Annotated in this window: 13 protein-coding genes and 2 pseudogenes; 4 read left to right on the forward strand and 11 right to left on the reverse strand. The window is 69.9% G+C overall.

Annotated elements, in window-relative coordinates; translation table 11 throughout:
- Positions 1–364: 364 nt before the first annotated feature.
- On the reverse strand, positions 365–7,636 hold the full coding sequence (locus tag ACFYPJ_RS20945) for an SDR family NAD(P)-dependent oxidoreductase (RefSeq protein ID WP_389019093.1): 7,272 nt from the start codon (positions 7,634–7,636) through the stop codon (positions 365–367).
- A gap of 493 nt (positions 7,637–8,129) precedes the next feature.
- Positions 8,130–9,344 (reverse strand): annotated as a pseudogene (locus ACFYPJ_RS20950) (ISAzo13 family transposase); the annotation flags it as partial.
- Positions 9,345–9,567: 223 nt separating this feature from the next.
- Here ACFYPJ_RS20950 and ACFYPJ_RS20955 point away from each other — a divergent pair.
- Positions 9,568–9,813, forward strand: a complete 246-nt coding sequence (locus tag ACFYPJ_RS20955; protein ID WP_389019185.1) for an IS3 family transposase — start codon at positions 9,568–9,570, stop codon at positions 9,811–9,813.
- A gap of 55 nt (positions 9,814–9,868) precedes the next feature.
- Here ACFYPJ_RS20955 and ACFYPJ_RS20960 read toward each other — a convergent pair whose 3' ends face one another.
- Positions 9,869–10,276 (reverse strand): peptidase inhibitor family I36 protein, encoded by a 408-nt coding sequence (locus ACFYPJ_RS20960; protein ID WP_389019096.1) that lies wholly within the window; start codon positions 10,274–10,276, stop codon positions 9,869–9,871.
- Between the two features lie 362 nt (positions 10,277–10,638).
- On the opposite strand from ACFYPJ_RS20960, the gene ACFYPJ_RS20965 reads away from it, so the two are divergent.
- Positions 10,639–11,055 carry a hypothetical protein gene (locus tag ACFYPJ_RS20965; protein WP_389019098.1) on the forward strand — a complete coding sequence of 139 codons (417 nt, stop codon included), beginning with the start codon at positions 10,639–10,641 and terminating at the stop codon, positions 11,053–11,055.
- Between the two features lie 362 nt (positions 11,056–11,417).
- Here the strand turns inward: ACFYPJ_RS20965 and ACFYPJ_RS20970 are convergent, their stop codons facing one another.
- The 4 genes from ACFYPJ_RS20970 to ACFYPJ_RS20985 all read right to left on the reverse strand — a co-directional run bounded on the left by ACFYPJ_RS20970 (position 11,418) and on the right by ACFYPJ_RS20985 (position 15,313).
- Complete coding sequence (locus tag ACFYPJ_RS20970) at positions 11,418–11,591, reverse strand: hypothetical protein (RefSeq protein ID WP_389019101.1); 174 nt, start codon at positions 11,589–11,591, stop codon at positions 11,418–11,420.
- 782 nt (positions 11,592–12,373) lie between these two features.
- Positions 12,374–13,441, reverse strand: coding sequence for an NUDIX domain-containing protein (locus ACFYPJ_RS20975; protein WP_389019103.1), 1,068 nt, complete (start codon positions 13,439–13,441; stop codon positions 12,374–12,376).
- A 150-nt stretch (positions 13,442–13,591) separates the two neighbouring features.
- Positions 13,592–14,956 carry a DUF1214 domain-containing protein gene (locus ACFYPJ_RS20980; RefSeq protein WP_389019106.1) on the reverse strand — a complete coding sequence of 455 codons (1,365 nt, stop codon included), beginning with the start codon at positions 14,954–14,956 and terminating at the stop codon, positions 13,592–13,594.
- Positions 14,957–14,977: 21 nt separating this feature from the next.
- Positions 14,978–15,313 carry a DUF1214 domain-containing protein gene (locus ACFYPJ_RS20985; RefSeq protein ID WP_389019108.1) on the reverse strand — a complete coding sequence of 112 codons (336 nt, stop codon included), beginning with the start codon at positions 15,311–15,313 and terminating at the stop codon, positions 14,978–14,980.
- 594 nt (positions 15,314–15,907) lie between these two features.
- Here ACFYPJ_RS20985 and ACFYPJ_RS20990 point away from each other — a divergent pair.
- Complete coding sequence (locus ACFYPJ_RS20990; RefSeq protein WP_389019111.1) at positions 15,908–16,324, forward strand: calmodulin-binding protein; 417 nt, start codon at positions 15,908–15,910, stop codon at positions 16,322–16,324.
- Between the two features lie 314 nt (positions 16,325–16,638).
- Positions 16,639–17,228 (forward strand): annotated as a pseudogene (locus ACFYPJ_RS20995) (MerR family transcriptional regulator); the annotation flags it as partial.
- Positions 17,229–17,568: 340 nt separating this feature from the next.
- On the opposite strand, the gene ACFYPJ_RS21000 reads toward ACFYPJ_RS20995, so the two are convergent.
- The 4 genes from ACFYPJ_RS21000 to ACFYPJ_RS21015 are packed head-to-tail and all read right to left on the reverse strand — an operon-like array spanning position 17,569 to position 24,741.
- On the reverse strand, positions 17,569–17,946 hold the full coding sequence (locus ACFYPJ_RS21000; protein WP_389019113.1) for a hypothetical protein: 378 nt from the start codon (positions 17,944–17,946) through the stop codon (positions 17,569–17,571).
- The gene (locus ACFYPJ_RS21005; protein ID WP_389019116.1) at positions 17,943–19,841 is read right to left on the reverse strand and encodes a hypothetical protein; all 1,899 of its coding nucleotides are present in this window, start codon (positions 19,839–19,841) and stop codon (positions 17,943–17,945) included. The genes ACFYPJ_RS21000 and ACFYPJ_RS21005 overlap by 4 nt, the downstream gene beginning before the upstream one ends.
- Positions 19,838–22,858 carry an ATP-binding protein gene (locus tag ACFYPJ_RS21010; protein ID WP_389019119.1) on the reverse strand — a complete coding sequence of 1,007 codons (3,021 nt, stop codon included), beginning with the start codon at positions 22,856–22,858 and terminating at the stop codon, positions 19,838–19,840. Before ACFYPJ_RS21010 ends, ACFYPJ_RS21005 begins: the two co-directional genes overlap by 4 nt.
- Positions 22,855–24,741, reverse strand: coding sequence for a hypothetical protein (locus ACFYPJ_RS21015; RefSeq protein ID WP_389019122.1), 1,887 nt, complete (start codon positions 24,739–24,741; stop codon positions 22,855–22,857). Before ACFYPJ_RS21015 ends, ACFYPJ_RS21010 begins: the two co-directional genes overlap by 4 nt.
- Positions 24,742–24,766: the final 25 nt, after the last annotated feature.

Consider the following 24,766-nt stretch of genomic DNA (forward strand, 5'->3'; position numbering starts at 1 on the left):
CAAGGGGTGCCTGCGAAGACCAGAACGAGGGTTTCCAAGATCGTCTTGTGGCGAACGACGTGGACACCCTCGCGACAGCACTCTGTGCGACGACCGACGACATGCTGAAGGCGTATCCCGAGCCGGCGCCGCGGCGCCCGCCGGTCGGCATTACGCCCCGCCTGAGCGATGCCCACCGCCGTCTTGCGGAGATCCGCCGGCTCTGGGCCTACCGGAACGTCCTCCCGCCCGGCATGTGCCGGCCGGGGGCAGGACGAGGGGCAGCCCTGTTGCGGCGCTCGGGCCCCGTCCGAATCCGAGGTGGGCGCCGGGCCGCCTTCGGCGTTCCGAGGCGGCCCGGCGGAGCACCACCGGCTGCGTCGGACTACTGACGCAGCGCGCCCTCCAGCCAGGTCCGCATGGCTGACGCCGTGTCCGCGGCGTTCTCCTCCATCAGGGAGAAGTGGTCGCCCGTCACCGTCACCGCTTCGTCGACCCAGTCCGCGGGGACCCGCCAGTCGTGACCACCGGTGGCAATCATGGGTTCAGAAGCCCGCAGCAGGAGCGTCGGCACCGTCAACGTCGTCGGCCGCCACTGAGCGAAGAGTCCGGCGTACCAGGCCTGGGCCGACAACCTCGTGCCGTCCAGGGACAGGGCGCGAGTCTGGCGTTGCCGCATCAGCCGATGGAATTCCTCCTGGTGGTCAGCGAGGTAGGGGTCGTCCACCGGGTAGGTGTCGATGAGGACGACCGCCTCGGGGCGGACCGCGTGGTCATCCAGGTACCTGGTCAGTTCGTGCGCCAGGATGCCTCCCGAGGAGTACCCGCCCAGCACGAAAGGCGTTCCGTCGAGATGCTGCGACAACGCCTGCGCCAGGGCCCGCAGGACCGCGGACGCCGTATCGGGCAGCACCTCCCCTTCGGTGAAACCGGCCAGAGACAACGAGGAGACGGCCGGTCCCCGCTCCCCGAGAGCGGCGGCGAACCGAACGTGGACATGCGGCCCCGACAGCGCGACGAACGGCGGAACCATCACCAGGGTCACCGGACCAGAGCCCTCAGACAGGTGGACCACGTCCTGCGTCCGCGGGGCGTCCTGTGCGAGTCGGCCCGACTTCTCCCGCAGCCGGGCCACGTCCTGCACCAGTTGCCGGCTCGTCGTGAAGTCGCCCGAGTCGACGCCTCGCCAGAAAAGGGATCCCGTCATGTCGACGGCGGACCCGCGGACGGCGCGCGGCGTCACTCCCTGCCGGGCTCCCGGATCCCGGGGGCCGTCGGGGAGGCCGTCCGCCCAGGCTTGTACGGTGCCCGGTCCGCCACCGTGGGACCGTGCGGCGGGGGAGGCCGGCGCAGGGGGCGTCTCGGCCCGGCCGGCATCCGGCCCGGACGGCTTCTCCTTCGTGTCACCCGCCGCGGTGTCCAGCCGTTCCAGCAGGTGTGCCGTCAGCCGGTCCACGCTGGGGTGGTCGAAGACGAGCGTGGAGGGCAAGGCGATCCCCGTCGCCGCCCCGAGCGCGTTGCGCAGTTCGACCGCCATCAGCGAGTCGAGACCCAACTCCTTGAACGTTCGGGCCGATGCGACTTCGTCGGGCCCGGAACCTCCCAGCACCGCGGCGGCCTGCCGCAGCACCAAGGCACGGACCTCGACCGCCCGGTCCTCGGACGCCAGGTCGGCGAGCCGTGCTCCGGTGCCGCCGGTTTGGGGTGCCTGCCCCGCCGTACGCCGTGCGGTACCGGTCAACCCCCGCAGGATGGGGGGCATGAGCTGGCCCGACCCTCGTCCGCGCCCCGGTGTGACGCTCAGGACGGCGGGGACCAGGACGGCGTCGCCGCGGAGCATGGCCTCGTCCAGGAGCCGCAGGCCGGTCGGCGAGTCCATCGGCCGAACCCCCCAGCGCGCCAGACGTGAGGTCTCGGCGCCGCCCAGATGGCCGGTCATGCCGCTGGCCTGCGCCCACAGCCCCCACGCAAAGGACTGCCCGGACAGGCCGCGGGCCTGCCGCACCGCGGCAAGGGCGTCCAGGAAGGCGTTGGCGGCAGCGTAGTTGGCCTGGCCCGTGGTGCCCAGAACTCCGGCGACAGAGGAGAACGACACGAAGGCGGCCAGGTCCATCTGCCGGGTCAGTTCGTCCAGGTGCACCGCGGCGTCGACCTTGGGCCGCAGCACCCGCTCCAGTCGTTGCTCGTCCAACGAGGCCACCACGCCGTCGTCCAGCACGCCTGAAGCATGGAACACCCCGGTCAGCGGGGCGTCCTCGGGAACCTGCGCAAGCAGCTTGCCGACCTGCTCACGGTCGGCGACGTCACACGCCACCACCTCCACCCGCGCTCCGAGGCCGCGCAGCTGCGCACACAGTTCGGCGGCACCGTCGGCCGATTCGCCGTGCCGTGAGGCGAGCAGCACACTGCGCACCCCGTGGTGGGTAACCAGGTGCCGTGCGGTCAGTCCGCCCAACTGTCCGGTCCCACCAGTGATCAGTACTGTTCCTGCCGGGTCCAGGGAACGCGGCATCCTGAGCACGTTCTTGCCGACGTGCAGCCCCTTGGCCATGGTCCGCAGCGCCTCGGGAAGCTGCTGTACGTCCCACACTCGCACCGGGGGGAGCGACAGCGAGCCTCCTTCGAAGAGCACCGTCAGCTCCCTGAGCAGGGCGGCGATCCGGTCCGGTCCGGCGTCGTAGTAGTGGAAGGGCAGGTACGTGACGCCCGGGTGGGTGTGCGCCACCTCGGCCGGGTCACGGATGTCGCGCTGACCCATCTCCAGGAAACGGCCGCCGGGGCGCAGCAGCCGCAACGAGGCGTCGACGAACTCCTTGGTCAGGGAGTTGAGGACCACGTCCATGCCGGTTCCGCCGGTGGCCGCGCGGAAGCGTTCCTCGAAGCCGGTGTCGCGTGAGCCGGCGATGTGCGTGTCGTTCAGGCCCATGGCCCGCAGCACCGCGTGCTTGCCCGTGCTCGCGGTCGCGAAGACCTCCGCTCCCAGGTGGCGTGCCAGGGCGACCGCGGCCATGCCCACACCCCCGGCGGCGGTGTGCACCAGCACGCGCTGTCCCGGGCCCAGCCGGCCCAGATCCCGCAGGCCGTACAGGGCCGTCAGGAACACCACCGGGGCCGCCGCGGCCTCCTCGAACGTCCAACCACGCGGTATCGGGGCGGTGTTGCGTGCGTCGGTGGTCGCCAGCGAACCGATCGCGCGCGAGAAGACACCCCACACCCTGTCACCGACGGCGACATCCCGCACCTGGTTGCCCACGGCCGTGACCACCCCCGCCGCCTCGTGGCCGAGGTCCGTGGAGTCGGCCAGCATGCCCCGCGTCACCAGGACGTCACGGAAGTTGACGCCCGCGGCCCGCACTTCGATGCGGATGTCCGTGGGCTTCGGCGGCTCCAGCAGGTCCGGGGCCTGCTGGGCCACCACCTCCGTGCTGCCGGAGCCCACCACGCCGAGCACCCACGGCAGCGGCCCGTCGGGCAGGCGCACACCCGCGGGCGCGGGGTACACACGCGGTATCGACAGTGCCGTCCCGCGGACCGCGGTCTGCCATTCGTCCTCCCGTATCGCTGCACTCATCACCTCCCGGAATGCCCCCTCGTCGGCCACACCGTCCCAGGAAACGTCCACGTCCGTGATCGCCAGGCGGCCGGGATGCTCGTTTTGTGCACTGCGGATCAGGCCCCACACGGCTGCGGCGACAGGATCGAGGCAGGCGGACTCCTCCTCGCGCACGGCGACGGCCCGGCGGGTGACCACCAGCAGCCTGGAGCCGGCACAGGCCGGATCGGACAGGAACTCCCGCACCAGGCGAAGGGCCGCGCCGGTGACCGACCTGACCGCGTCCACCACCTCGTCCGCGTTCGCCGGCGCGCCGGAACGGGCGTGCCACACGAGCCAGTCGCAGCGGCCGGCCTCGGCCCGTGAAGCCGCCTCGCCCAGATCGGCGGCGCCACCGATCACACGCATGGCTCCGGGATCGACGCGAGCGTCGGCCCGCACCCCGGGCAGGGCCGTCCACCTGACCGTGTACAGCGCGCCCGGGCCTTCGGCGGACCGGGCGGCGACCGGTCGGTCCAGCGCCTTGCGATCGGCCGTCCTGAAGGTCAGAGAACGCGCCGAGAGGACCGGGGCGTTCGTCGCGTCGGTCAGCAGAACGCCGACACCGCCACCGTCGGCCGGGGTCAGACGGGCCCGAACAGCGCGTGCGCCGACGGCGTGCACCTCCACCTGGCTCCAGGCGAACGGAAGCGCGATCGCTTCCCCGTCAGGAACCGCGCCGCCCAGGACGCAGGCGTGCAGGGCCGCGTCCAGGAGCGCGGGGTGGAGGGTGAACCCGTCGGGTTCGGTACCTTCAGGCAGCGCCACGTCGGCGAAGATCTCCCGTCCGCGCGCCCACAGCGCTTGCACCCCTTGGAAGACGGGCCCGTACGCGTAGCCCCGAGCGGCCAACTCCTGGTACGGCTCCACCGGCAGCCGTACCGCGCCCGTGGGCGGCCACTGGGTCTGCGGCGTCTCGTCGGCCTCGGCTACCGGCCCGGGTGAGAGTCGGCCGCTGGCGTGGCGGCTCCAGGCGGCCTCGTCACCTTCGGGGCACGACCACAAGGTCACGTCCCGTCCCCCCGTCTCCCGCGGGGTGCCCACGACGACCCGCAGCCGTACCGCGGCGTTGTCCGGGACGAGCAGGGGCGCTTCCAGCACCAGCTCCTCGACCGACGGGCACCCCGTCCGGTCACCGGCCTGCACGGCCAGTTCGAGCAGTGCGGTGCCGGGCATAATGACGCTGCCGAGCACCGCGTGGTCCTCCAGCCAAGGATGCGACGACCTGGAGATCCGTCCGGTCAGCACCAGCCCCCCGGTCGCCGGGTCCTCGATCACCGCGCCCAGCAGGGGATGCGCTGCGGGCTCCAGACCCGCCGCCGCCACGTCCGTTCGCCCACCGGCTCCCGGGGAGAGCCAGAAACGCTCCCGCTGGAACGCCGTCGTGGGCAGTTCCACCGCACCCACTCCCGTGGGCAGGACGGCTTTCCAGTCCACTGGTACCCCGTGTACGAACAGCTCAGCCGCCGACCGTAGCATCCGCTGCCGGCCGCCCTCCCCCCGCCGCAGACTGCCGCCGGACACGAAGCCGGTGATCCCGGCGGCTTCCAGGGTGTCCTGCACGCTCGCGGTCAGCACCGGATGGGAACTGACCTCCAGGAAGGTTCGGAATCCCTGATCGCCCAACTCCCTTATCGCATCCGTGAAATTGACCCGTCCGCGCAGGTTACGGAACCAGTACTCAGCGTCCAGTTCGGGTCCCGCCAGCCGACAGGCATCGGCCGTGGAGTGGAAGACGACGTCCGCGGCGGTGGGCGTCACACCGCGCAAAGCGCTGACGAGTTCCGCGTGCAGGCCCTCCACCTGGCGGGTGTGGGAGGCGTAGCCGACCGGAATCGTCCGGGCCCGCACTTCGAGTCCTTCGTAGAAGGCAGCCACCTCGCGCAGCGCTTCCGGTGACCCGCCCAGGGTGACCGAGCGGGGCCCGTTCACCGTGGCGATTTCGACGTCGTCACTGCCCCGCTCCCGCAGATCGCGGGTAGCCTGCTCCACGCTCACCGCGACCGCCAGCATTCCGCCCCGACCGGCCAGGGTCCTCGCGATGAGCCGACTGCGTACGGCGACGATCCGGGCCGCGTCCTTTAGTGACAGGGCGCCCGCTACGCAAGCCGCCGCGATCTCCCCTTGCGAATGGCCCACCACGGCGTCCGGCCGCAGTCCCCAGGACCGCCACAGCGCGGCCAATGACACCATCACAGCGAACGACAGCGGTTGGATCACGTCGACCCGTTCCAGGGACGCCGCGTCCCCCTCCCGCACCATCGTCGACAACGACCAGTCGACCCAGTGGCTCAGCGCCTGCTCGCACTGCGCCATCCGGGCCGCGAACACCGGCTCCTGGTCCCACAGTTCGGCGCCCATTCCGGCCCACTGCGCGCCCTGGCCCGGAAACACCCATACGGCACCGCCCACGCCGGGGACATCGGCCACCCCGACCCGGGCCAGCGACGCCGGCCGCTGTTCGGCCACTTCGCGCAGGCCCTCCACCAGTTCGGCGCGGGTCGCCCCGACCACCACCGCCCGGTGCTCCCACACGGCGCGAGAGCGCACCAGCGCACCGGCCACGGCCCAGACGTCCATGGTGGGGTCGTCCTCGACGCACGAAGCCAGTCGGGCGGCCTGCTCGGCCAGGGCGGACCCGGACCGCGCACACACCACCAACGCCGTCTCCTCGCTGCCCGGCGCCTCCGCCGAGGAGGGCCCGGCCGCATGATGCGGCGGCCGGGGAGCCTGCTCAAGGATGATGTGCGCGTTGGTGCCGGAGATGCCGAAGGCCGACACCCCGGCTCGTAGCGGCCGGTCCACCGGGGGCTCGGGCCAGTTCCGCCGCCGGGTGAGCACCTCAAGGCCGGCGGTTCGCCAGTCGACGTAGGACGCGGGGGTGCGCACGTGCAAGGTCCGGGGCAGCGCGCCGTGGCCGAGGGCCAACACCATTTTGATCACGCCCGCCACACCCGCCGCGGCCTGGGTGTGCCCGATGTTCGACTTCAAGGAGCCCAGCAGCAAGGGCCGGTCGGCGCGGCCGTAGACGGCTGCCAGCGCGCGCACCTCGGTGGGATCGCCCAGCCGGGTGCCGGTGCCGTGTGCCTCGACCGCGTCGACCTGGTCTCCTGTCAGGCCGGCGTCCGCCAGGGCCAACCGGATGACCTTCTCCTGAGCAGGGCTGCTGGGTGCGGACAGGCTGTCGGACGCGCCGTCCTGGTTGATCGCGCTGCCCCGCACGACGGCCAGCACCCGGTGTCCGGCCCGTCGGGCGTCCGACAGTCGCTCCAAGGCCAGCATGGACACGCCCTCCGACATGCCGAAGCCGTCGGCATCGGCGGAGAACGTCTTGCAACGCCCGTCGCCGGACAGGGCACCCAATCGGCTGTACTCCACGTACATGCCGAGGGTCGGCGCCGTGGTCGCGCCGCCGGCCAGCGCGAGGTCACACTCCCCGTTGCGCAGCGCGCGCACCGCCAGATGCATCGCCACCAGCGAGGAAGAACACGCCGTGTCCACCGAGAGCGCCGGACCTTCGAGCCCCAGCGCGTAGGAGATCCGACCCGAGTGCACGCTCCCGGTGGTGCCCGTCATCACATGGCCCTCGACCGCGGACCCCTCGGCCAGACCCGGTCCGTACTCGGACTCCATGACACCCACGTACACCCCGGTGGCACTGCCCCTGAGCCCTCCCGGGTCGATGCCGGCGCGTTCGAGGGTCTCCCAGGCGGTCTCCAGCAGCAGGCGCTGCTGCGGGTCCATGGCCAGTGCCTCGCGGGCCGATATGCCGAAGAAACGGGCATCGAACCTGTCCGCCGCGATGAAGCCCCCCATTTGCTGGACATGATGGCCGGGAGCGTCCAACTGGGCGGTATACGAGCGTGCTACGTCCCACCCGCGGTCGTCCGGGAAGGGACCGACGGCGTCCCGCTCCTCCATCAGCAGTCGCCACAATTCATCGGGACCGGTGATGCCACCGGGCAGACGGCATCCCATACCGATGATCGCGATGTCCTCGTGCGGGCCCTCCGTTTCCGGTGCCACCGATGTGTGCTGCGGGCCGACTGCCGCGGTCTTCTCCACCCTGCTGTTCACTCCCTGGTAGCCCTGGGCCGCCCCGCCAACCGGATGGCGGCTTGCGGGAGGGAGGCACAGGCGCTTGTTCGTTGCAACGCTGGTGATCCGCTTCTAACACGGAGCAATCGGGCGGCCGGGTTCACTGCCTCCGTCACCCGTGACGCAGGTCATGCCGCTGTCGTTTCGTGGGGGTGCAGTTGAGGTGGGGGGAGTGGTGTGTGCTGCAGGTATCTGGGGTGAGTTGAGACTGTGTGTGCGGGGTTCCGTGTGGTTGTATGCCTGCTGGTCTGGAGGTGTCTCGTCGCCGGTTGAGGCCCTTTCTCTTCTCCCGCTCCGCCTCGGCCAGGACCCGGCGGCAGGGTTCGAGTTCCTCCACGAGCCGGTCGAACAGCTCGCGGGACATGCCGGTCAGAGTGGGGTGCGTGAGCAGGTGAGTGGCCTCGGCCGGGATCGGCGGTGCCTTCGCCCGGTCCGGCTCGGCAGGGGGAGTCTGCTGGGGGTCGTATGGAGCGATGGTGTAGTTCCACTCGCCGCGGAAGTCGTCGCGCTGGACGCGCTGCAGGATGGCCTTGCGCTCGTCCTTGGTGAGCGTGCGCCCGGTGGGGTAGTCGTTCTCGTCAAGGACGGCGCTGACGGTCAGGCCGGTGCGGGTGCGGGTGGCCGAGATGCTCTGGAGCAGTATCTCGTAGCTGGTCAGGGGCCGTCCGCGCAGGCTGTGGGTGATGCGGGAGAACAGACGGTGCTCCACCTTGTTCCACTTCGATGTTCCCGGTGGAAAGCGCAAGACGGTGGTGGTCAGTCCGCACTCGTCGGCGAAGGCGGCCAGGTGGCTTTTGAACAGGTGGGAGCCTGCGGAGTTCGCCCCTGCGGAGTCTGCGGTGACCAGCAGCCGGGTCGCGTCGGGATAGTCATGTCGGCCCTGCCGGCTCCACCAGCGGCGGATGGACTCCACCGCGAAGGCGGCGGTGTTGCGGTCGGTGCCGACGTTCACCCAGCCGGAGTCCTGCCCCAGGTCGTAGACGCCGTACGGAATTGCAACCGGGGTATCGGGGTCCACGAAGTCGTGGTCCGGAGCCGTGATCGGCGCCCCCTTGGGGCGGTAGGTGCGGCCCGCGCGGGCGAAGTCGCCGATCGGCTCCTTCTTCTTCGCATCCACGCTCACTACCGGCAGTCCCTGGGACAGGAACCGCTCGGCTGTGGCGTTGATGTGCCGGAACTGGGTGTCATGGTCCGGGACTTGACTACCGGCACGGGTCTTGGCCATGCCCTGGAGGCTGAAACCCATCGAATGCAACGGGTTGCCCATGGCCGGGGCGCTGATCGGATGGCCTGCCGCGGTCAGTTCCCGGGCCAGGTCACGCAGCGAGGCCGTGGTCCAGCGCAGCGGCGAGACCGGGTCGCCGACCTCCTGCGGCTCGATCAGGGCCGCGAGTGCCGGCACCAGACCGGGATCACGTTCGGCGGCCGACTTGCGACCGCCGCCGGGGCGGCGCACCCGCCCCAGTACCGGTGTCCCGGTCACGAGTTCGTCGCGGCCCCGCGCGATGGTCGACTCCGATACCTCCGCCAGCCTGGCCACCGCCGTGATCCCGCCGTGCCCGAGTGCGGCGGCCTCGGATGCCAGATACAGGCGGCGCTGCCGCTCGTCCAAGTGCGGCAGGATCGCCGCGAACTTCACGTCCAGTACTTCCAGGGTGACTTCCGAAATCCCCACAGAAGACGACTTACCACACCATCAACCTCAGCGAGCCCGAACCCGGCAGTAGTTAGTTGACGGCTCCTGAGCCGCTTCGAGTTCGTTGCCGACCACCACCGCCGCTACGGCGTGAAGCGGCTGTGCACCATCCTGGGCATCGCCCGCTCCAGCTTTTACTACTGGCGTCGCACGGCCGCGGAGCGGGCCGCCCGGCAGGCGGCCGACGCCCGTTCACGCCCGGATACGGGCCGTGCACCGTGAGCCGGACGGGACCTACGGCGTCCCCAGGATCACCGCCGAACTCCGCGATGACGGCGAGCGGATCAACCACAAGCGCCCGTGGCAGCCTCGCCGGGGCGGTCCTGCACACCGACCACGGGGCCCAGTACACCAGCCGGGCCTTCGCCGACGCCTGCCGCCAGGCCGGCGTCCGCCAGTCCATGAGCGCGAACGGTTCTCGTACTCGTGGCGGGCCAGAGCGATCTGAGTAGCACCCTGCGCTACATGTCCGTTCGTCGTAGCTATACGAGAACGGGGCCGTCTCAGCAATCCCAGCGGTGAGACCCGATGTAGTAGTTGCCCGCGAGATTGACCGTCTCACCCCTCTCGACACAGCCCCCGATAGGGCTGAACCACCCCGTGTAGTAGTAAATCGTCACGCCCTTGCCCGAAGTTCCGTGGTTGTAGACCGACTTCGGGTACTGGTTGTCAGCCCAGGAACAATCGTCCCAATTTATGGCGTCATCTTGCCACTTGCACATCCTGCCTTCGCCATTCCAGTCGTTCCAGACGCAGAAGTAGGTGGACGGGCACGTGCTCCACCCGCTTGTCGCGGCGTGCGCGACGTTAGGCGTAGCCAGGCTGAGAGCAGTCACCGCAGTGGCGACGGCTGAAAGGGCAATGCTTCGCAGTGAACGCACGAGTACCTCCCAGAGTCCGGGCAACTTCACTCATCGTCAGCATGTCGCCAGCCCGGCGCGGTCAGTAAGGCGCGAATCGGACACAGGGACCGCAGGCAGCGGTCCTCCGGCAAGCGGTCCCCGAACGATCATGGTCGTTTGGCACACGTGATCGGCCTGGTGGGGGGGTTCAGAGGAAGCTCCTCGATCGCGGCCGGGGCCATGGCTGTCTTCCGCCGCATGCCGGTGGAATTTTTTTACTGATGAGCAGGCCGTTATCTGGACTTTTCTGGTTCGTCAGCCGTCCTGAGCCGGCCCTTTGCGTGGCTGACAGTGGCAGCTCCGTCTCCGTAAAGTTGTTCATTACGGGAGCTGATCCCGTTGGCACCGCACGAAAGCGAGGACTCACCTGCATGACCACCCGGCCGTCCGAACGCACCCTCACCTACGCCGAAGACCTCAGGCCCGAGGATGTCCGCGCCCTGGAGACGTTCCTCGACGTCCAGCTGGGGCGGGTGTACGAAGAGGTCGGCGAGACCGGTGAGACGTCCTTCGCCATGCGATCTCTGCTCCGCCTGGTCTGCGACTCGGCCGGGCTCCTGTACACACTGCTCGCGGTGGAACGGCCCGAGAGGTGGCAGCGGGCCGCGATCGTGCGCGAGTGGCAGCGGCTACGCAGTACGGCTCACGAGTTCAACCACTGCGAGGGCTATGACCGTGATCGCTGGTGGAAGCAGGTACGGCACTTCGACGCCTCCGACGAGACCGCCGAACAGGACCGGATCCACCGGTTCGCCGATGCCGGGCCGTACCCCGAGAGCGGGGAATAATCGCTGGGGGTGGGGATGCCACGTCGAAGGTCGCGGAACTGTCCGAGGGACACGGCGAGTTCGCTGCGGAGCCGTTCGTTCTCCTCGTTCAGTTTTCGGTTGGCGTCCCGCAGCGTTCGTACCACCGTCTCATGCGACTTGGTGGTGATCCGCTGGTGTTCGGGCAGGACCGCCGGCGTCCGCCGGCCGCAGCCGTCCCGGCTGGACCGGGCGTCGCAGCCACCCGGCGAACTGGTCCACGTGCTCCGGGGAGGTGGTCAGCAGATCGACGTCCAGGCGCGGCGCAACCTGAGAGCAGTGCCGCCGGACAGCCACAGAAGGGTCTCGCGGCTGCCCGGCGAGTTACACCCAGTTCTACTGGTTCAGGCCTCCCTGAGGTATACCTGCACCTGCACGGGCGCGTAGCCGGGGTAGCTCCAGCTGAAATAGGTCTCCGTGCCCTTGGGGCACGCCTTGGCTTGGTCGCGGATGGTGCCGCTCCCGTTGAGGGTCGTGTAGACATAGGCGCACTGACCATCGGCGTCCATGTCCTTCACGTATCCCTCTTCGGTAGTACCCGAACCGGTGTTGCACTCGTTGTAGTGAACGTACCCCCCGCTGGTGGAGATGCTGTACGCCTGGCAACTCGCCTGAGGCGCCGCACTCGCGGGCGCCCCGGTTGCCAGAGCCAGACCTCCGGCCACCAGACCAGCCGACGCTACAGATACGAACTTACGTACGCGCACGTCGTTCCCCCTTATTCGACGGAAATTTGCGGTACTTGGCAGGGACGTTACCAACGGCGCAGTGCGCGGATAAAGGTGAAGACGAGTCAATCTGACACCTTGGAGTGCTGTCGCAGTGCATACCGGATTTACTGCGGCGGAGCCTCTACGGTGATCTTCGCGACCTGCGGCGGGTTTTTTCGACCGCCGGCGCGAGGTGTCCTGGGCGAGCAGGTCTGGCACGGGTCCGGTATCAGCGGCCCCGAGGACACCGAGCAGTTCAAGGCCCGGATCACCACCCTGGCACAGCAGGTGATCGACCTGGAGCTGAAACTCCAGGAGCTGCGCACCGCCGCGGCGGACGATGGGTGGTGCCGAGCACCACACGACGGGCCGGTCATCGCCACCATGGCTCCTCCTTGCCGCCGCCCGCACTGGGCAGGAGCCTGTCAGCTGCAGGTAGCGGGCCGGGGTGCGCGAGGCATCCCCGGCGCCCGCGTTGGGAAACTTCCGGGAGGCAGCGGCCATGGGATGCAGTCCTGCGTCGCAGATGCCCCCGCGCGCACGATGCTGGGACGGGCGTGGTGGTCCTTGACCCGGGGAGGACAACGCGCTCATGAGCCGGCTGGGGGGAGTTCGCTGATCGGGACCGGCGTCGTGTAGGGGATGCCCCATCGTTCGTGGGCCCGGCGGGCGGCGAGTTCGGCTTGCTGGTAGCCGTTCTCGCCCCAGCCCAGGAGCGCGGCTGCCTGGTCTGGGGTGGCGAGTAGCCGGGCGAAGGTACGGCCGGTGGCCGGATCCGCCTTGGCCGGTCCGATCCGTGTGACGGGGGCCGTCAGGCGGAGGCGTGCGCACGGTCCGATGCCGCCGTAGACCTCTCCCGTCGCGTCATGGACCCAGCCGAGCCGGACGATGTCGTCCCCGAGCGTCACCTGCGCCTCTTCGATCGCCTCTCGCTTGAGCGTTTCCTCGGGTGAGCCGTCGGTGGTCTCGACTGTGCCTCCCGGCAGCGTGGGGAGCCGGTTGCCGGGGTCCACGACGAGGATCACACGGCCGTCCGGCGCGAACAGCCATCCCCAGGCCTGCTTCACCGGTAGACCGGCGGGTACCGGTTCCGGGTGCCAGGGCCACGTCCGCCCGGTCCGCGGCCGGACATACACGTTGTGGCGGTCCAGCGGCGGAACCTCACCGACGTGCCGACCGCTCTCCAGGTGCGCGGTCGTGCCGGACAGCCGGGCGCGCAGCGCGGCGAGCAGGATCTGCTCGTCGACCGGGATCATCCGCTCGCGGGCCTGGGTCGAGTCGACGAACTCGAAGCCCAACAGCTCATCGGCGGGCACGCGCAATGTCGCGATCTCCTCCTCGGTGAGGGTGCCGCCGTCCAGGATGTACCGGACCTCACCGGGCACGATCTTCCCGGCATCGATGTCCGGATGATCCGGGGGCAGCCAGTGCACGGCCAGCAGCCGGCCCGGCGTCCGCTCCACGCCGAGTTCCTCACCGACCTCCCTCACCCACGCCTGCGCGGCACTCTCTCCGGGCTCGGCGCCACCGCCAGGCAGCAGCCACTGCTCACGGTAGGCCGGCTGGACCAGCAGGACGCGACCGAGCGGATCGGTGAACAGGGCGGCGGCGCTGAGCCACACCCCGTGCCGGGAACGTGAGTACTCAGCGTGCGACATCCGCCGCGGCACGGGAAGACCGGCGGGACTTGTGTGGTGAGAGGCGTCCATCAAGGGCTCCTGGTCAGTGCGGACAGCGGGGCCACCACCAGTACTCCACGTGTTCGTTCTGTTGTCGGCGGCTGGCCGGGTGGCCTGGTGATCTGTCCGTCAGGATGTGGGACGGTGGGTGGTTTTTACGAAGTCGCCGGGTTTGTAGTTGTGGTCGAAGAAGGTTTGTTCAGGGCTGTACCAGCGGATGAGGCCGAACCAGCCTCGGGCGGGAACGGTCCTGATCCAGTTGGCGGCTCCGGCGGGCCGCTGTGGTGCGGTGTGGATGGTGTAGGTGCCGTCTTCGTTGGGTTTCAGGTCTCCGAGGGAGTTGAGGGAGGAGTAGGTCTGGTTCTCGGCGGCGATTTCGGCGGCTGTGTCGGCGTCGTAGAGGGTGAGGGACCAGAGCAGCTTGGCCGGGGGCTGGGCGGGTAGGTCGATGCGGTAGGTGTGCTGGCCCATCAGTACGTCACCGTCGCGGTCGGTGTAGGTGTTGGCGTATTTGGCGCCTGCGCCGACCCGGGAGGTGATCATGCCGGTGCTGATGGAGTAGTGGTTGACGTACATGTGGGCTTTGGCGTTCACGTCGGTGTGGCCGGTGCGGCGGTCGCGGAATTCCTCGTCCAGCAGGGTGTGCAGGAAGTCGTCGAGGTCTGTTTTCACGTGGGCGATCCACTGTCGGTCGTTCCACCACCGGGCGCCGGGTTCGTGGTGGAAGCGGGCTGCGATGGTCTTGGCCGTTTTCCAGCCGACGGTGGCGGCGTGGTCGAGCAGGTCGAAGTAGGCGGCTCCGCGGGGGAAGAGGGCGTTGAGGGGCAGGTCGGAGACGTGCTCGAAGCGCATCGGCTGCCGCTGTCCGTGCAGTGGGTACACGGTGATGCCTTCGACGGCAGCAACGCCCGGGGCGAGGTCGTCAACGGAGGGGAAGAAGCCGCGCAGGAAGATCAGCACGCCGTTGGTGCTGCTGGTGTAGATGTAGTAGTCCGACAGGTCTTCTCCGGCCATGGACTGGTAGCCCTCCGGCACGATCAGGTATCTGCCGCCTTTGCCGCGGTCCGGGCCTGGAAGGCCGATGTCGCCGAGGTACTGGATGCCGTCGAGGAGCGGGCTGCGCAGGGGGCGTTGCCAGAAATCGTCCAGCAGCGCCTGGAGCCCCGGGGGTGCCTCGATGACGAGAGGACCGGTCTCGGCCAGGTCGGCGAAGCCCAGGCCGTAGATGACGTCGCAGTTGGGTGTGGTGATCAGGGTGTGGGGCTTGAGGCGTTTCTCGAACACCGACATCACCTGGTAGCCGCGGCCGGCCGCACGCCCGATGCCTTCCTTCATGGCGTACATGTTCACGGCAGGAAGTGCCCACAGGTAGGTCTGGACGGCGCGCTGGAAGTACAGCTCGTCCTCCAGGGCGCAGGCGGTCTGGTCGGTGGGGTAGCCGCCGGTGAACGGCAGCTCTGCCAGGGCTTGGTACCGGTGGGCCCACTCCGGCATGGGCGGGCCTCCTTTCAGGTTTCAGGCGAGGGCTTCGAGGTCGGGCAGGGCCCAGGTCCTGTCGAAGAACGGCTCGGTCGGCGCGTAGAGGCGGAAGTAGACGAACCAGCCGTCCGGCGCAACGGTCTTCAGCCAGTTGCTCTTGGTGCCGTCCGGGGCGGTAGGGCCGATGAACAGATCGGTGTTGCCGGCGTCGTTGAAGCGGAGCTGCCGGTGAGAACGGACGGCGTACCGTCCGCAGTCCTTGAAGGGGGCGTCGTCATGACCCGGGCCGAGGACGACGTAGCCGCCGCCCCTGCCCTGGTCGGGGCCGGTCTGGCCGAGGTCCGCGACCGGCCGCTGCCAGGAATCCAGCACCCCGCATCAGGACCGGACCGTCCGCGAGACTGGTGAAGTTGATGATGTACGGGTTCGTCAGGTTCGCCGTGACGATGCCCCGCTTCTCCCGCAGCGAGTCATAGACGACGAAATCGAAGCCCATCGCCCTAAACGTCTCAGCCGCCCGCTCACGCCAGGTCAGAAACCCCACCAGCGGCAGCGACCACAGATACGCCTGGGCGGCACGCTGTGCATCCAGCTGGTCGAACAGCAACGCAGATGACTCGTCGGTCGGGAAGGAATGCTCCAGGCTGAGTGTGCCGAACGACGCCTCGATCCTTTCGTCACCCCTCAGCCCGGCATCACGGAGTCGGCTCATGGCCATCCTCTCTCAGAGGCAAATGGGATGAAAGCACATTTACCACTGGCGGGGCCGGCACCCGTTCGACACGCCGCCATCATCGCCGGGACCGCAGCCGCAGCGTCTCGGGGCCCTGAACTCTTGCACTGTTCGATTCCCGGTTGGCCTCGGACGCTGCTCGTGCCGGTGCCTGCGGGCGCTGCCACGCCCGACGATGTCGCCCGCGCCCGGCCCCGCCCGCGCCTGCGGCCGGCCTGGCCGCCGTCGGCGTGATGGCCTTCGCTACGGCACAGCCCGCCCAGGCCGGCACCCCAGACAGCCAGCCGGTCCGCGCCGCCGCCGAGGCCCCCGCGTACTTCGTGATGACCGACCACACGCGGGAGGAGTTCGTCATCAAGCTGACGAAGGCCGGGGACATCGAGCACGCCCGGGAACTCGTCGCCGGCGAGACCACCGACCGGCCCCACGTGATCACGCGGATCGTCAAGCGGACGGCTGACTACAACCCGCGCTGGAGCTTCCACGCCAACCCGGACACCACCCAGTTCTTCGACGACAGTATCGAGGTCTGCGACGCGAACATCCCGTACGTCGAGGACCACCTCGACGAAGCCGGCGGCGCCTTCCTGCCCGGCCTGGTCTGGTGCGACTTCGACTCCCGCTTCATCAGGGAGATCCCCGCCCCGTAGGCGACTGACCGGGCCGGCCGGCACCGTACCCGTCACGCCGCCCGGCCCCACGCAGGACTGCGCGGGCCGGCCGTTCGCGGCTGGCCCGCGCACATGTGGCCGGATCGTCCCCTCATGGCCGGAGAATTCAGCGCCGCCAGGCGCGAGCAGGCCGGTTCACTTCGGCGATCGCCTCCGGCGGCGTCCCCTCGTTGCCGTTCTTCCTCCGCGAGCCGGTCGCCGAGAACGGCCTCGGCGGGGTACGGGGCGACGGCGGCGAGTGTCAGGCGCTTGTTGACCCTCACACCGTGTCAGGCGCTGAACTCGGAGACATCATGTTCACCATTGGAGACTTCGCCCGACACGGCCGCGTTCCGGTCCGGATGCTGCGCCACTACGGCGCAACCGGCCTGCTGCGCCCGGTCCGGGACGACCCCGCCACCGGCTACCGCTCCTACACGGCCGCCCAGCTCACCCGCCTCAACCGCGTCATCGCGCTCAAGGATCTCGGCCTCACCCTCCAGCAGGTCCGGCAGATCCTGGATGAGGAGGTCAGTACTGAGGAACTGCGCGCACTGCTGCGGCTGCGGCGGGCCGAGTTGGAGGCCGACATGGCGGCGGCCGTCGCGCGCCTCGTCCAGGTCGCGGCGAGGCTCCGGTCGATCGAGAGCGAGGGGCACATGCCTACGAACGACGTCGTCTTCAAGAGCCTGCCGGCGATCCGGGTGGTGCGGAGCTGACCGCAACCGCCGCGAGCTTTGAACCCGGGGACTTCGGCCCGGTCATCGGGCCGCTCTACGAGGAGCTGTTCCGGCGCCTGGAGGCGGTGGGTGGCACGCCTGCGGGCCCCGGGGTCGCCTACTACGAGGACGCCCCGGAGGGCGGCGGCCGGGTCAGCATCCACGCCGGGGCCGAGGTCGCGGCCCAGGACCGCACGATGCAGTCGGCGCCACAGCCCGGCTTCGGTCCATGCCGTGAACCGGCGATGCGTGGTGGCGGGCGGGTGCCGAACGTCGGCCGCATGTGCCGCCAGGCACACCCGCTGGTCAGCACGTACACCACCGCCGTGAACACGGCTCGATCGTCGCAGGAGCTGTCCCACCACCTTGCCGGCGAGGCGTGAACGGTGGCAACAACGGCGCCACCAGCGGCCAGAGTTCGTCAGGAACCAGCCGATGCGACGATGCGACAGATCGGTTACCACAGCCGCTCATGATGCCCCAACCCCAAATACCACGTGAGACACCATCCAAATGAGATGATTTTTAATTTGGCTCCGGCGCAGCCGACTCGTTCGGTAGCTCGTTGACCAGATCTACGAGGGCCCTGACGAGGTCTGTCACACGGGCCACCTCGCCGTCCGGAAGTTCCGACCAGCCCTCGTCGAGCGCGATGGAGGAAACGACCTCCACGTCACCGGACAATGTGTCGAAATCGTGAATCCATTGGCTGGCAGACCTGGGTAGCGGGGGCGAAATACCGGACAGGTCCGCCTCCCTCTCGCGGAAGGTGTCGGACAGTTCGAGCAGGGACTCCGCCAGTGCGGGAAGATGGGACTTTCCCTGCCGAAATGCCCCCAGTTCACCCAGGGCCCTGCGCTTCGCTTGTGCCCACCACGGGGACTCCGGGTCCGAAAGACTCACCTGCGATCGCCTCCCATTACGGTAATGACGCGTCCATTTTCCGTGTTCGTTATGACAGAAAATCGGTCGACTGGATTGTAGTGCACGGTCGTTCCTTCATGTCTGCCCGGCGATGATTCTCCCGTTGTGATGGCGTTCTCGACGACGGACGGGACGAACCCCCGGCCCTGCATCCGGTCCAGAGCGTGGCCACTGTATTCGCGTCCCCCGATTTCGGCGGGGGCGTTTCTGGCGGTGTATCCTTCGGGAATCGTCACGTTGATATCCCGACCGTATCGATTGCTCGTCGAATCTGTGGCGGTGCTGTCCCTGATACTGGTGTCGTTCTGGTTTCCGCGATACCCCACCGGATACCGCGCGCCCTCGTCCTGGGCTCCGTCGGACGTGGTCGGTTGACCGATGTACTCGTCACCGCCCTCACCGCTGCCGCTCGGAGGCGTGACCCCATCAGGTTCCGCCGGTCCGTCCCCGCGTGAGGTGTCCGGGCCCTGGCCCGGCTCTCGGGGGTCACCCCGCCCGCTCCTGCCCGTGTCTCCCGCCCGGTCGAACTCGGCGTCCGCGCCGGCGTCGGAGACCGCTGCCCCCGCGTCCTCGGTGCCTGCTCCGACTGCTTCCTGCCTCAGTCTGTCCAGGGCGTCGCTCTCGACCGCCTCGGCGTTGGGCCCGGGTGTTTCGGAATCCGTACCGGGTTCCGTCGGTTCTGCGGAGGCATCCCCCGGGCTCGCGTCGTCTGAGAATCCCTGAGTCTTGGCGTCGGCCCGGGACTCGAAGGACGCGCCTGCTGCGGCCTCTTCCGCGGCGTTCACGGCCTGTCCCGCGATGTCCACGGCGGCTTCGGTCACGGCGACGGCGAGCTTGCCCATGCCTTCGGTGACCTCCGCCACTGTCTCGGCGGTTTCGTCGGCAGGGGAAGCCTGGTCGTCCGCTCCCTCGACGGCGGGTCCTGGGTCGGGGTCCTGATCTTGCGCGTCGGTCTGCCCGGGTGTGCCTGACCGATCGGGCGGGGCGGCTCCGTCCAGTGCCTCCTCCGGAACGTCGCCCTGCTCGGGACGGTCGGCCTCGTCCGGCGAAGCCTCGGACGGTTCTTCGCCGGGCGGGTCGTCGGGCCGGCCGTCCTGTGGCGCCTGTGCGTCCGGTTCCGGTTCTGGATCTGGTTCCTGCTCAGGCTCCTCTTCAACCTGAGGTTCGCGTTCGGATTCGTTCTCCGGCGCGGGTACTGGCTCGGCTTCAGGTTCCGGGTCGGCTTCCGATTCTGGGTCTCGGTCTGGTTCGACTTCCGTAGCCGGATCTGGCTCCGGTTGTTCGGGCTCGGGTTCGGGTTCGGGTTCCGGTTCGGGTTCGGGTTCCGGTTCGGGTTCGGGTTCCGGTTCGGGTTCGGGTTCCGGCTCAGGTTCGGGTTCCGGCTTTGGTTCCGGCTCCGGGTTTGGGTCTGGCTCCGGGTTCGGTTCGGGGGAGTCCGGGTTCGGTCCGGGGGAGTCCGGGTTCGGTTCGTCGGGGGTGGAGTCCTCCAGAGTGGCAGGGGCCGGGGGCTCGGACGGGTCGTCGGGTGCGGTGGCTGTGGGGTGGTCGGATCCGTCAGAAGGGTCCTGACCGGCCGACGACGGGTCGGGCTCCGGCTGTTCGGCCTGAGCCTGCGTCTCCTGCATGCCGACGTTGCCGTCCGTCGGCTGCTCGGAGGCGGGGGTGGGGAGGTCGTCTGTTTCGGGTTCCGGTTCCGGTTCCGGTTCCGGGTCAGGTTCGGGGCCTTCGGCGTCCGGGTCCTCTTGGGAAGCATCCGGGGACCCGCTGTCCTCGGTCCCCGCCTCGTCCGGTTCGTCCCCGTCCCGGTACGCCTGCGCGTCGGTCGGCGGCGGTGGAGGGGGCGGCGCGTCGGACGTGCCGCTGAGCTCGCTCATGAACGGGTCTCCCTTCCCTCGGCGCACACCATGGCGACGCGCACCGCCGTCTCGGCGACTACCGCGCTCAGCAGCGAACCGTCCGCGCAGGCCAGTTCGAAGGCCCGCGTGACGTGCTCTCGCGTCGTGCCGCCCGTGACCGCCGACACCGCGTCGCGCAGGCCGCTGCGGTCCACGTCGCCGACCCGGGCGTGGAGCTTCTCCGGTCCGTAGCCGGGCAGGGCGTGGACCTGGAGGCGGTGGTCCGCGCCCGAGGTCCCGGTCAGGACCAGACCTCGGGCCGCCCATTGAGCCGCGTGCTCGGGGTAGCTGTGCGGGCCGTCCGGACTCGCCTTACGGGCTCGCGCGATCGCCGAGATCACGTCCCGGAAGCGGAAGTTGGCGTACGCATAGCGGCGCCGGTCCCCGGCCGGAGGCTCCGCACCGCGCAGCGCGCAGGACAGTACCGCGTGCAGTCGCTCCGCGAAGTCCGCCGGGTCGACCTCGTCCCGCATCAGGGATTCGCGCGCTCCGACGGCCCGTTCCACCACGTACACGAGGGTGCACTCCAGGTCACGCTCGGGGAGCGCCGTCAGGGAGGAGCGGACGGCCCCGCTCGGCTCGGGAGCGGCCATGCCCATCGCCTGGGCCATCGCGGCCACTTCCGCCCAGATCAGGTGGAGCGGTACCACGGAGCGGTGGTGGGAGTCGTTCATCGTGCGCAGGGTGCACGGCTCGCGACGGCAGGAGGCCCCGCAGAGCGGGCTGCGGCTGGTGAGCAGGGGTGGCGCCGTCGACGTGTCCTTCGTACTCTCGTCGTGTTCACCGTGCGGGATCGCCGTCAGCACCGGCCGGTCCATACCGTCGGCGGCCACCGCGGCGCGTCCCGGCAGCAGGGCGACGACGTTCTCGCTCTGCTCCTGCTGGAGGTTCATGGTGGCGCCCACGGACCGGCGGTCGTCCTCCGCGGGAAGCCTGTGCATGATCTTCAGCGCGCTGTTCTTGATCACATCGGGCAGGATCTTGCTGGGTATCTGTTCCACGATGACGACGCCCTCGCCGTACGCGCGGATCTCGGCGAGGAGCGAGGCGAAGAGTTCGACGGCCGCGGCCGCGGGGCCGTCCTCGACGTTCTTGAGCAGCCGGTGCGCCTCCTCCACCACCAGGACGTGGCGCAGAGGCATGCTTCCCGCCCCGTGGTGGACTCTCAGGTGCTCAACGAGTCGGATCAGTACGGCACCGATGAGGAAGGCCTTGTCCTGGTCGTTCGTGATCGATTCCAGTTCGAGGACCACGTTCCCGGCCAACAGGCCCGCGATGTCCAGCGGATGGCCGCCCTCGAAGAACCGGCCCGGCGTGCCCTCCCGCAGCGAACCCATGCGGACGTCGACGAACCCCCGGACGTCCGCGGTGACTTCCTTGCCGTACCCGATCATCTCCACGACCTGCCGGGCGGTCGATTGGAGATCGCCCAGAGTGGGGTAGACCGCCGCACGGGGCTCGTCCGGCTCGTCCAGCAGGTATTTCGGCTTGTGGGCCGGGCGCGGCTCGCCGGTGACCAGGTCCCACCCGGCCGCCGTGTAGCACTGGGACAAGGCCCGGGCCAGCACCTGCGGGAACGGCTCGTGGCCCTCGAACGCCGCCAGGAAGAGGGCCCGTACGAGGTCCACGTGGCTCTGGAGCGGGAATCCGGGCTCCGGCTCCAGCGGGTTGAGCGAAGCAGGCGGGACATCCACGTCCCCCGGCCGGATCACGGTGACCCGGCGCGCCGCCTTTGCTCCGCCCGCCGAGGCGAGGCGCCCGGCCATGCGCGCGTACTCGGCCTTCGCCGGCTCGACCGCCAGCCAGGGGATCGGCCGCTCGTGCGTGGACAGGGCGGTGAGCAGGCTCCGTACCGTCTGGGACTTACCCGACCCGGTGGCCCCGCAGACGAAGGCGTGCCGGTTCAGGGTCGAGCGCGACACGTGGAGCCGGCCCGCGGCTGACAGCGACTCGTCCAGGATGTCGCCGATCAGGAAGCCGTCGGCGGCCGCGGCCTCCCCGGGGTCGTCGGCGGTGACGTCGAAGCGGTTCGGGGCGACCGTACGGATGCCGGGCAGTTCGCGCTTCGGCGGTCTGGCGAGCGCCGCGACGAGTTCCGCGGTGGCGATGAAAGGAGTGGCTCCCGGCGGTCCGGACCCGGTGGCGGTGGGAGTGGACACGGCCAGCGCGTCCGCCAGGGGCACGGTACGCCGGGCGGGTACGAGAACGTACGGAAGGTCGTCCAGGTCGCCCGCACCGCACAGCAGCGCCGCCGAGGCGAGCGCCGACTCGGGCCGCTCGGCACCGACCAGTACGCGCACGTTCCACACCCCGGTGGCGAGCGCCCGCGTCAGCTCGCGGTAGCGGGCCGCGGCCCGTTCTGCCGCCACACGGTCGGCCTCGGAGCTCTCCCGCTGGCGCAGCCGGGGCAGCTGCACGGCCAGGGCGGCGCGCTCCCGCTCCAGCCGCTCGAACGGGACGGGCTCGGCCAGCACCAGCCAGGCGAAGGCCTCCGGGAGGTGAGACACGGCGTCGTCGAAGGAGCCGCGGCGCTCCGTCGGCAGGGCGCGCTCGTCGTCGCCCATCCGCAAGGCGTCGTGGGACCCGAGGCAGGGCAGCCAGCACGGCATCCGCTCCAGCAGTGTGGAAGCCTCACCCGCCGGGACGCCGCGGGCGGTCGCCCCCGGCGGATAGCTCAGGGGATGCTCGCCTTCCGCGCGCGGCCCCTGCCCGGCGGGCGGGAAGTACGGGGCTCCGCCCACGAGGAAGTGCATCGGCCGGTGGGGACCCGGGCGGACCCACACCGCGGCGAGCCCCACCGGGCGCCCTTCGTGCGGGTTCTCTGTCCCGAGGTGGCCGAGTACGGCATGGGCCGCCGTCACGGCGGCGGTGAGCTGCGCGGCGGTACGGTCCTCGGTGCCCGGGTCCTTCGGGCGCCGGGGCACGGTGAGCAGCCGGTGGAATCGGTACGCAGCGGGCCCCGCAGGTTGGGGCGGGGCGCCGAGCTCTCCGGTCACGTCAGGCTCGGGCGCGGTCGGGTCGACAGCCGGGGCAGGAAATTGATCCCCGGATTGCAGTCCCCGAACACGACACGGCGGCCGCCCGGGCCGGCCTCGACGAGAACCAGTCCAGTCACCGGAAGGGCCTGGAGCTGTGTGGGCTCGATGGTGAACTCGTAGACACGGGTCAGGTTTTCGCCGGTCGTCGTCGAGCGGGCGGTCGAGGTGTTCGTCGAGTCCTGCCAGCTCCGGGACAGCGAGGTGGAATAGGAGCGGGAACTTCCCCAGTTGCTACCGGACTTCCAGCCCCCGCCCCGGTTGAAGCCCTCCGTGTCCGACATGCCTCGCTGGTAGCCGTAGCTGGTGCCGCGCCCCTCGGTGAGGGTCTCCCCGACCTGCCGGGTCAGCTGGTTCACGAGGAACTTGTGTTCCTGCCCGATGAATTGAGCGGCCGCCTTGGCTTCCTCGCCGTTACCCATGCGCATGAAAACCGTCGCGCTGTCGGATCCGCCGGCGACCTGGACGGCTGCCTCCCGCAGGTGCTCCAGGAGGAAGACCAGCCGCACTCCCGCGGTACGTGCCTGGCGCGCCATGGTTTCGAGGGCTTCCCGACCCAGGTGGTCCGCTCCGGCGACGACGAGCGTGCCCGAGCCGGGGGTGACGGCGCGCTTGCGCAGGGTGTGGAGCAGCTGGAAGAAGACGAAGCGGTCCGTCAGGTCCTTGCGGCGCTGGACCAGGTCCTCGGTGGTGACGACGGTCAGGCCGCCGGGCCGCCACCAGCCCGACGCGAGGGCGTCAGGGCTGGCCGCCGCCTCCGCCTTCGTGAGCAGCTCCGTCTGGGCCCGCACGTAGCGGAGCTCGTTCTGGACGCGTTCGCCCTGGCCCAGCAAGTCGACGGCCTGGGTGATCGAGTCCACCTCGGACAGGCTGAGCGCGCCCGGCCCCTGGGTGTCCACGTCGTACACGCGCAGCAGGACGCGCAGTCCGGCGGCGAGGCGGGCGAAGGTCACCGGGCCTTCGAGCAGGTCCGCCACGGTCTGGACCACGTCCACGTCGATGGTGTGGAGGTCGATGTCCGCGCCGGGCGGGCGCATGGACCCCAGCGCTTCGGCCAAGGCCTCAGCCAGTTCCTCGGAGGTGAACTCCTCGCGCAGGTCCTGGCCGAGCAGGGCCCCGGGCATGGGTACGTGACTGACGGCGATCCCGCGCCGGGCGGCGAGGCCGGCCAGCTCCAGGGCCACCGCCTGCTGGCTGACGTCGAGGACCACCACCGACTGGCCGCCGCCGAGGAGCGGCCCGCCGAGCGTGGCAAGCAGGCTCGCCCAGCCGTTGCCCGTACCGCCGAAGACGTCGATGCGGCTGGGCTTGGAGGTGAGCGAGATCGGGAACCAGGTGTCCAGCGTCTCGTTGTGGCGAAGGTGCTCGGCGTTGTGAGCGGCGAGCCGGTGCTGCCAGGCGTTCCTGCGCGCCTCGTAGTCGCTCCGGGCCCGCTCCCTCGCGGAGGCCAGCCTGCGTTCGGCGGCACGCAGCCTGGCCTGGGGTGAGGTCATGGCGAACGCGACGATGACGAGTATGACGACGACGACCGCGGCCTGCACCCCGCCGGCCGCAAGCGCCGCGACGCCCGCGATCAGGATCGCGCAGCCGGAGCCGACGGTCTTCTTGCCGCCCATGGCCCGCTCCTGGGCGGAGCGCACCTCGGCGTCGGAAGGGTCCTTGTACACGGGCGGTTTGCCGGCGTCGCGGTGTGCCGGGGGCGCGGGAGGCTGGACGAACTCCCAGCCCCAGCGCTCATCCCCGGTGAAGACGCGCAGCGCCAACTCCGCGTCGGCTGCGTCCTCCTTCTGGTCCTCCGGACCGCCCTCTTCCCCGAGCTCGGTTCCGCCCTCGGCAGCGCTCATCACGACCCCCCGGTTGAATGTCGGA

Origin of the sequence: Streptomyces sp. NPDC006012, assembly GCF_042871185.1 — a bacterium.
Lineage (GTDB): Bacteria > Actinomycetota > Actinomycetes > Streptomycetales > Streptomycetaceae > Streptomyces.

Coding starts and splice junctions, on each gene's coding strand:
- ACFYPJ_RS20965 (WP_389019098.1), top strand. CDS start 10,639: ATGACCACCCGGCCGTCCGAACGCACCCTCACCTACGCCGAAGACCTC.
- ACFYPJ_RS20975 (WP_389019103.1), bottom strand. CDS start 13,441: ATGTCGCACGCTGAGTACTCACGTTCCCGGCACGGGGTGTGGCTCAGC.
- ACFYPJ_RS20980 (WP_389019106.1), bottom strand. CDS start 14,956: ATGCCGGAGTGGGCCCACCGGTACCAAGCCCTGGCAGAGCTGCCGTTC.
- ACFYPJ_RS20990 (WP_389019111.1), top strand. CDS start 15,908: ATGGCCTTCGCTACGGCACAGCCCGCCCAGGCCGGCACCCCAGACAGC.
- ACFYPJ_RS21005 (WP_389019116.1), bottom strand. CDS start 19,841: ATGAGCGAGCTCAGCGGCACGTCCGACGCGCCGCCCCCTCCACCGCCG.
- ACFYPJ_RS21015 (WP_389019122.1), bottom strand. CDS start 24,741: ATGAGCGCTGCCGAGGGCGGAACCGAGCTCGGGGAAGAGGGCGGTCCG.